This window comes from Streptomyces sp. SID5785 (assembly GCF_009870065.1).
In the GTDB taxonomy this organism is placed as follows: Bacteria; Actinomycetota; Actinomycetes; order Streptomycetales; family Streptomycetaceae; genus Streptomyces.
On sequence record NZ_WWIA01000560.1, the window covers coordinates 1 to 6854 of the forward strand.

Sequence of the window (6854 nt, forward strand, 5' to 3'; positions counted from 1 at the left end):
GTCCGCGACCGCATCGCCCGCGTCGTCCCCGGCTTCGAGGACTTCAACGAACGCGTCGCCGCCCCCGGCGGCTTCCGGCTGCCCAACCCGGTCAACGAGGGCGTCTTCCGCACCCCGAGCGGCAAGGCGGTCTTCACCGTCAACCCGTTCACGATGCCCGAGGTGCCCGCCGGACACCTGCTGTTGCAGACCCTGCGCTCGCACGACCAGTGGAACACCGTCCCCTACGCGCACGACGACCGCTACCGCGGCATCCACCGGGCCCGCCGGGTCGTCCTCGTCAACCCCGCCGACCTCGACGCCCTCGGCCTCGCGGACCGGGACCTCGTCGACCTCGTCTCCGTCTGGCGCGACGGCACCGAGCGGCGCGCCCCCGGCTTCCGCGTCGTCCCGTACCCGACGAGCGAGGGCTCCGCGGCCGCCTACTACCCCGAGACGAACGTGCTCGTCCCGCTGGACAGCGTCGCCGACATCAGCAACACGCCCACGTCCAAGGCCGTCCTCGTACGGCTCGAACCGTCCGACGGCGAAGCCCGGTGAGCCCGGTGAGCCCCCTGGACCCGGCCGGAAGGAGAGGCGCGTCATGGGACGTGTGACCGCGCGCAGGCCCGTCCTGCGGATCCGCGACGGGGTGGTGTCCCACCGGCCGGACACGCTCGCCGCCGAGGAACCCATGGAGATCAGGGTCGGCGGCCGCCCGCTGACCGTCACCATGCGCACCCCGGGCCACGACTTCGACCTGGCCGCCGGATTCCTGGTCAGCGAGGGCGTCGTGCACCGCGGCACGGACCTCGCCGGGATCCGCTACTGCGCGGGCGCGACCTCCGACGGCGGCAACACGTACAACGTCGTCGATGTCGGCCTGGCCGCCGGGGTGGCGCCGCCCGACGCCTCGTTGGAGCGGAACTTCTACACCACGTCGTCGTGCGGACTGTGCGGCAAGGCCAGCCTCGACGCCGTGCGCACCACGGCGGCCTGGTCGGTCGCCGACGACCCCGTGCGCCTGGACGCCGAGACGCTCACCGCGCTGCCCGGGCGGCTGCGCGCGGCACAGAAGGTCTTCGACAGCACCGGGGGGCTGCACGCCGCGGGGCTGTTCACCGCGGACGGCGAGCTGCTCTGCCTGCGCGAGGACGTCGGCCGGCACAACGCCGTCGACAAGGTCGTCGGCCACGCCCTGCGCGAGGGGCTGCTCCCGCTGCGCGGCACGGTCCTGATGGTCAGCGGCCGCGCCTCGTTCGAGCTGGTGCAGAAGGCCGTCATGGCGGGCGTGCCGGCGCTCGCGGCCGTCTCCGCGCCGTCCTCGCTCGCGGTGGACCTCGCGGCGGAGAGCGGCCTGACCCTCGTCGGCTTCCTGCGGGGCGCGTCGATGAACGTGTACGCGGGCACCGAGCGGCTGGCCGCCGTCACCGCCGGCTGACGGCGTCCGGCACCGCCCGTCAGCGGGCGTCGGGCAGCCGGGCCAGCGTCGACGCCAGGTCCTCGTGCCGGGCCAGCTCGACCAGTGCCCGCGCCATCACGGACCCCGGCTCCCGGTCGGACACGACGAGCCCGACCGGGACCGCGGCGCTCGGCTCGATCAGCGGCAGCGCCTGCATGCCGTGCGGCACCCCGAACACGTGCAGCCAGGCCTGCGGCACCACGCTCGCCCACTGACCGGTCCTGACGTGGGCGAACAGCGCACCCACCGAGTCCGTCTCGATCCGCGGCGAGGGGCGCAGCCCCACCCCGGCGAACACCTCGTCCAGCACCCGGCGGCCCTGCATCGAGCCGGTCAGCAGACACAGCGGCAGCCGGGACGCCTCGGCCCACGTCGCCGAGCGCCGGTGCGCGGGACCCTCGGCCGCCGTGGTCAGCAGCACGTACCGCTCCTGGTACAGCGGCAGCGCCCGCACCCCGTCGGGCAGCTCCTTGTGCAGGTACGTGATACCGGCGTCGATCTCGAAGTTCTGGAGCAGCCGGAACACGTCCACCGACTGCAGATCCGTGAGGACGTCCACCGTGACCAGTGGGTGCGCCGTGCAGAACGGGCCGGTCAGCAGTGACACGGCGCCGGACGCGGTCGGGATCGAACCGATGCGCAGCCGCCCGCTCAGACCGTTGCGCAGCGCGCCCACCTCGTCCCGGAGCGCGTCCCGGTCCGCGATGATGCGCTGCGCCCACACGACGATGCGCTCGCCCTCGGGCGTCAGGCCCTCGTACTTGCGCCCCCGTCGCACGAGCGGCACGTCCAGCTCCTCCTCGAGCTTGCGGACGCCCTCGGACAGCGCGGGCTGGGAGACGTGACAGGCCTGGGCGGCGCGGGCGAAGTGGCGCTCCCGGGCGAGGGCCACGAGGTACTCGAGTTGGCGAAACAGCACGGGACGGGTCTACCCGACCGGCGCAGCGATCGCCAAACGCGGCCCGGCCGGATCCCGCCGCAGGTCAGCCGAGCGAGACGATCCGCGCCGACGAGGGACCCGCGGGCGTGCGGTAGGCGACCGTGTCCCCGGGCCGGCCGCCCATCAGCGCGAGCCCGAGCGGACTGTCGGACGTGACGAGCGAGGGAGCGGTGGCGTCGGGCAGCTCCCCGATCTCGACAGTCTGCTCCGTGCCGTCGTCGAAGCGCACGGTGACCGTGCTGCCGACGCCGACCTCCGCGGTGTCGGGCGCGCCCTCGGCGGCGCCCTGCGCCAGCCGCCGGTTCACCCCGGCGATCCGGTCGTCGAGCTCGACGAGCTTGTCGGCCCGCTGGATCTCGTCGGCCGAGTCGGCCAGGTCGCCGACCTGGCCGGGATCGTCGAGGGTGGCGGCGACCGCGGCGCGCTCCGTGGTCAGATCGGCTAGCTCACGCTCGAGGGCCTCACGGCCGACGGCGCTGATCGGTTCGGGCTGGCTGGACATGCCGACTCCTCGGACCGGACGAACAGGGCAGAACCGGATACTCGTAGCGTAATCCGAATGGCTCAGCCCGGCAGCCGCCGGCCGCACCTGCCCCGCGCCGATCACCGGCGGCGCCCGGTCGCTATGTTGTGACCCATGCAGTCCTACACCATCGGCCAGGCGGCACGGCTGCTCGGCGTCAGCCCGGACACCGCGCGGCGCTGGGCCGACGCGGGCCGTGTCGCGACCCATCGGGACGACGCCGGACGCCGGCTCGTCGAGGGCACCGACCTGGCCGCCTTCTCCGTGGAACTCGCCAAGGGGGGCGGCTCCGGCGAGGAGGGCGTCTCGTACACGTCGGTGCGCAACGCGTTCCCCGGCATCGTCACTGCCGTCAAGCTCGGCGACGTCGCCGCGCAGGTCGAGATCCAGGCGGGGCCGCACCGGCTCGTCTCCCTGCTCACCCGCGAGGCCGTCGAGGAACTCGGCCTCGAGGTCGGCATGGAGGCCACCGCCCGGGTCAAGTCCACCAACGTCCACATCGACCGGGCCTGACGCCCGCGCGGGAGAGGTCAGGGCCAGGCGGGGGCGTAGCCCCCGTCCACCCGGATCGCGTCGATGCCGCTGATGTGCCGGCCGCCGCAGCGGTCCTGCGGCAGCACGAGCTGCGGCCCCGCCGCGTCCAGCGGCGCGCCGTCGACCGACAGGGCGAGCAGGACCGGGGCGCCCGTGAAGTCGGGGTCGATCTCCGCCCAGGACAGCAGCACCCGGTGCCCGTCCGTGCCGCGCAGCGCGATCAGGAAGCGCAGCCGGTCCTTGCGCCGCAGCGGATCGAACCCCGGCTCCGCCGCGCACAGCACGTCGTGCAGCCGCGGCCCCTGGAAGCGGTGGTGCTGGACCCCGCTCGTCGCACACTCGAAGCTCACCGCGGCGCCGTGCTGCGGCCAGGTCCGCAGATCGGCCACGGTCAGCCGGGCGGGGCGGGCGAGATCGCCGCTCAGCACGAGCTGCGCCACCGGAACGGCCGCACGCTGCGCCATGGTCCTGGTCATCGGCCATCACCTCCCGCAGGACGGTACCCGCAGGCCCGCCCCGTACAAACGCACATGCGAAGGTGGCATCGGATACCGGCCAGCTCATGCGATGCCACAGCAGACTTCCCGCTGGCACCTGCGGCAGTATGATCCCCGCAAGCCAGGAACCGTAGGGAGTGGACCCGTGATATCTCGTTCCGTGCGCCGGACCCGCCGCACGCTGACCGTCGTCGGCCTCGGCACCGCCGCGCTGCTGACGCTCAGTGCCTGCGGCTCTTCGGACTCGTCGGGCTCGTCCGACACCGACACGTCGGCGTCGGCCTCGGCCGGCACCAAGATCTCCGGCACCGTGAACGTGTTCGCCGCCGCGTCGCTCAAGGAGAGCTTCACGACGCTCGGCAAGCAGTTCGAGAAGGAGCACCCGGGAACCGAGGTCACCTTCAACTTCGGTGGCAGCGACAGCCTCGCCGCAGGCATCAACAGCGGTGCTCCCGCCGACGTCTTCGCCGCGGCCAGCCCCAAGACGATGAAGATCGTCACCGACGCCGGCGGCGCCGCGGGCGACCCGAGCACCTTCGTGCGCAACCAGCTGGAGATCGCCACCCTGCCCGGCAACCCCGACAAGGTCGCCTCCCTGAAGGACCTCACCAAGTCCGGGCTCAAGGTCGTGCTGTGCGACAAGACGGTGCCCTGCGGCGCCGCCGCCCAGAAGGCCCTGGACGCCAGCAAGCTGAAGCTCACCCCGGTCTCCTACGAGCAGGACGTCAAGAGCGCCCTGACGAAGGTGGAGCTGAAGGAGGCCGACGCGGCCGTCGTCTACCAGACCGACGTGAAGTCCGCGGGTGACAAGGTGGAGGGCGTGAACTTCCCCGAATCGGCCGACGCCATCAACGACTACCCGATCGCCCTCCTGAAGAAGGCGCCCAACACCGCGGCGGCCAAGGCCTTCATCGACCTGGTCAAGTCGCCCGACGGACAGAAGGCGCTGACCGCGGCGGGATTCCTCGAGCCGTGACAGACCCGCACGACGGCGCCGCGGCCGACACCCTCACCGGGGGCGGCCCGCGGCGCCGCCGCCGACCGGGCCGCGGCGCGCCCCTGCCCCTGCTGCTCCCGGCGCTGGTCGGCCTCGCCTTCCTCGTGGTGCCGCTGCTCGCGCTGCTCGTCCGGGCCCCGTGGCGCGACCTGCCCGACCAGCTGACCAGCACCGAGGTCTGGCAGGCGCTCCAGCTGTCCCTCGTCTGCGCGACCTCGGCGACCCTGGTCAGCCTCGTGCTCGGGGTGCCGCTGGCCTGGCTGCTCGCCCGCACCGAATTCCCCGGACGCGGCATCGTCCGCGCGCTCGTCACCCTGCCTCTCGTGCTGCCGCCCGTGGTCGGCGGCGTCGCGCTCCTGACGGCGCTCGGACGCAACGGGATCGTCGGGCAGTACCTCGACTCCTGGTTCGGCATCACCCTGCCGTTCACCACCACCGGCGTCATCGTCGCCGAGGCGTTCGTGGCCATGCCCTTCCTCGTCATCAGCGTCGAGGGCACGCTCCGCGCCGCCGACAAGCGCTTCGAGGAGGCGGCCACCACACTCGGCGCCTCCCGGTTCACCGCCTTCCGACGGGTCACCCTGCCGCTGATCGCCCCCGGCATCGCCGCCGGATCGGTCCTCGCGTGGGCCCGCGCCCTCGGCGAGTTCGGCGCCACGATCACCTTCGCCGGGAACTTCCCCGGCCGCACCCAGACCATGCCGCTCGCCGTCTACCTCGCCATGCAGAGCGACCCGGCCGCGGCCATCGCCCTCAGTCTGGTCCTGCTCGCCGTGTCCGTCACGGTGCTCGCGGGCCTGCGCGACCGCTGGATGACCGCCTCATGACCTCGCTCGAGAAGACGCCCGGGGCCCGGGCCGCGCAGCCGGCCGCGGAAGGACTCGACGCCCGGCTCGTCGTCGACCGCGGCACCTTCCGGCTCGACGTCGCCCTCACCGCCGCACCCGGGGACGTCGTCGCCCTCCTCGGCCCGAACGGCGCCGGGAAGACCACCGCGCTGCGCGCCCTCGCCGGCCTCACCCCGCTCGACGCCGGACACCTGTGGCTCGACGGCGCAGAGCTGGACGGCACCCCGCCCGAGTCCCGCCCGGTCGGCGTCGTGTTCCAGGACTATCTGCTCTTCCCGCATCTGACGGCGCTCGACAACGTGGGATTCGGACCGCGCTGCCAGGGCGCGACCAGGGCCGAGTCCCGCGCCGTGGCAGCGCAGTGGCTGGAGCGGATGGGCCTCGCCGTGCACGCGGGAGCCAAGCCCCGCCGGCTCTCCGGCGGCCAGGCACAGCGCGTCGCCCTCGCCCGCGCGCTCGCCACCCGGCCCCGGCTGCTGCTGCTCGACGAACCCCTCGCCGCGCTGGACGCCCGCACCCGGCTCGAGGTCCGGGCCCAGCTGCGCCGCCATCTCGCCGAGTTCGAGGCCGTCGCCGTGCTGGTCACGCACGACCCGCTCGACGCCATGGTGCTCGCCGACCGGCTCGTCGTCATCGAGCACGGCCACGTCGTCCAGGAGGGCGCCCCCACCGCCGTCGCCCGCCGCCCGCGCACCGACTACATCGCGCAGCTCGTCGGGCTCAACCTCTACCGGGGCGAGGCGGACGGGCACCGGGTACGCCTCGAGGACGGCCAGGAGATCACCACCACCGAGGAGCTGACGGGACCGGTCTTCGTCGCGTTCCCGCCCGGCGCCGTCACTCTGCACCGCGAGCGGCCCGGCGGCACCAGCGCCCGCAACCTGTGGGAGTGCGAGGTCAGCGGCATGGAGACGCACGGCGACCAGATCCGCGCCGCCCTGACCGGCGGGCTCGCCCTCGCCGCCGACCTCACGACCGTCGCCGCGGCGGAACTCGGTCTCCAGCCCGGCGCCACCGTCTGGGCCACCGTCAAGGCGGCGCAGACCCATGCGTATCCGGCCTGACGCACGCGGC

At 73.7% G+C, this 6854-nt stretch carries 9 protein-coding genes; 6 read left to right on the plus strand and 3 right to left on the minus strand.

Translation table 11 applies throughout. The features are described from left to right. Together GTW43_RS18215 and fdhD are read left to right on the plus strand one after the other, a co-directional pair. A partial coding sequence (locus GTW43_RS18215; protein WP_272922539.1) for a molybdopterin dinucleotide binding domain-containing protein occupies nt 1-540 on the plus strand: 540 nt, incomplete at its 5' end. A gap of 43 nt (nt 541-583) precedes the next feature. After that, nucleotides 584-1420, plus strand: coding sequence for a formate dehydrogenase accessory sulfurtransferase FdhD (gene fdhD / locus GTW43_RS18220; protein WP_161303076.1), 837 nt, complete (start codon nt 584-586; stop codon nt 1418-1420). A 19-nt stretch (nt 1421-1439) separates the two neighbouring features. Here fdhD and GTW43_RS18225 read toward each other — a convergent pair whose 3' ends face one another. Beyond that, the gene (locus GTW43_RS18225; protein WP_161303077.1) at nt 1440-2360 is read right to left on the minus strand and encodes a LysR family transcriptional regulator; all 921 of its coding nucleotides are present in this window, start codon (nt 2358-2360) and stop codon (nt 1440-1442) included. A 64-nt stretch (nt 2361-2424) separates the two neighbouring features. Then, the gene (locus tag GTW43_RS18230; RefSeq protein WP_161303078.1) at nt 2425-2883 is read right to left on the minus strand and encodes a GreA/GreB family elongation factor; all 459 of its coding nucleotides are present in this window, start codon (nt 2881-2883) and stop codon (nt 2425-2427) included. A 135-nt stretch (nt 2884-3018) separates the two neighbouring features. Here GTW43_RS18230 and GTW43_RS18235 point away from each other — a divergent pair, with 135 nt between their 5' ends. Further along, complete coding sequence (locus GTW43_RS18235) at nt 3019-3417, plus strand: helix-turn-helix transcriptional regulator (RefSeq protein ID WP_161303079.1); 399 nt, start codon at nt 3019-3021, stop codon at nt 3415-3417. Nucleotides 3418-3434: 17 nt separating this feature from the next. Here GTW43_RS18235 and GTW43_RS18240 read toward each other — a convergent pair whose 3' ends face one another. Beyond that, entirely contained in the window at nt 3435-3914 is a 480-nt protein-coding gene (locus tag GTW43_RS18240; RefSeq protein WP_161303080.1) for a molybdopterin-dependent oxidoreductase, read from the minus strand. Nucleotides 3915-4083: 169 nt separating this feature from the next. On the opposite strand from GTW43_RS18240, the gene modA reads away from it, so the two are divergent. From modA to GTW43_RS18255, 3 genes are read left to right on the plus strand one after another with little or no spacing between them, the layout of a single operon-like run. Then, on the plus strand, nt 4084-4911 hold the full coding sequence (gene modA, locus GTW43_RS18245) for a molybdate ABC transporter substrate-binding protein (protein ID WP_161303083.1): 828 nt from the start codon (nt 4084-4086) through the stop codon (nt 4909-4911). Further along, a complete protein-coding gene (gene modB / locus GTW43_RS18250) occupies nt 4908-5759 on the plus strand; it encodes a molybdate ABC transporter permease subunit (RefSeq protein ID WP_161303081.1) in 852 nt (283 codons plus the stop codon). The genes modA and modB overlap by 4 nt, the downstream gene beginning before the upstream one ends. Next, complete coding sequence (locus GTW43_RS18255) at nt 5756-6844, plus strand: ABC transporter ATP-binding protein (RefSeq protein ID WP_161303082.1); 1089 nt, start codon at nt 5756-5758, stop codon at nt 6842-6844. Before modB ends, GTW43_RS18255 begins: the two co-directional genes overlap by 4 nt. Nucleotides 6845-6854: the final 10 nt, after the last annotated feature.

Bases quoted from the DNA above. Each gene is read 5' to 3' on its own strand.
- fdhD (WP_161303076.1), top strand. From the start codon at position 584: ATGGGACGTGTGACCGCGCGCAGGCCCGTCCTGCGGATCCGCGACGGG.
- GTW43_RS18230 (WP_161303078.1), bottom strand. From the start codon at position 2,883: ATGTCCAGCCAGCCCGAACCGATCAGCGCCGTCGGCCGTGAGGCCCTC.
- GTW43_RS18235 (WP_161303079.1), top strand. From the start codon at position 3,019: ATGCAGTCCTACACCATCGGCCAGGCGGCACGGCTGCTCGGCGTCAGC.
- GTW43_RS18240 (WP_161303080.1), bottom strand. From the start codon at position 3,914: ATGACCAGGACCATGGCGCAGCGTGCGGCCGTTCCGGTGGCGCAGCTC.
- GTW43_RS18255 (WP_161303082.1), top strand. From the start codon at position 5,756: ATGACCTCGCTCGAGAAGACGCCCGGGGCCCGGGCCGCGCAGCCGGCC.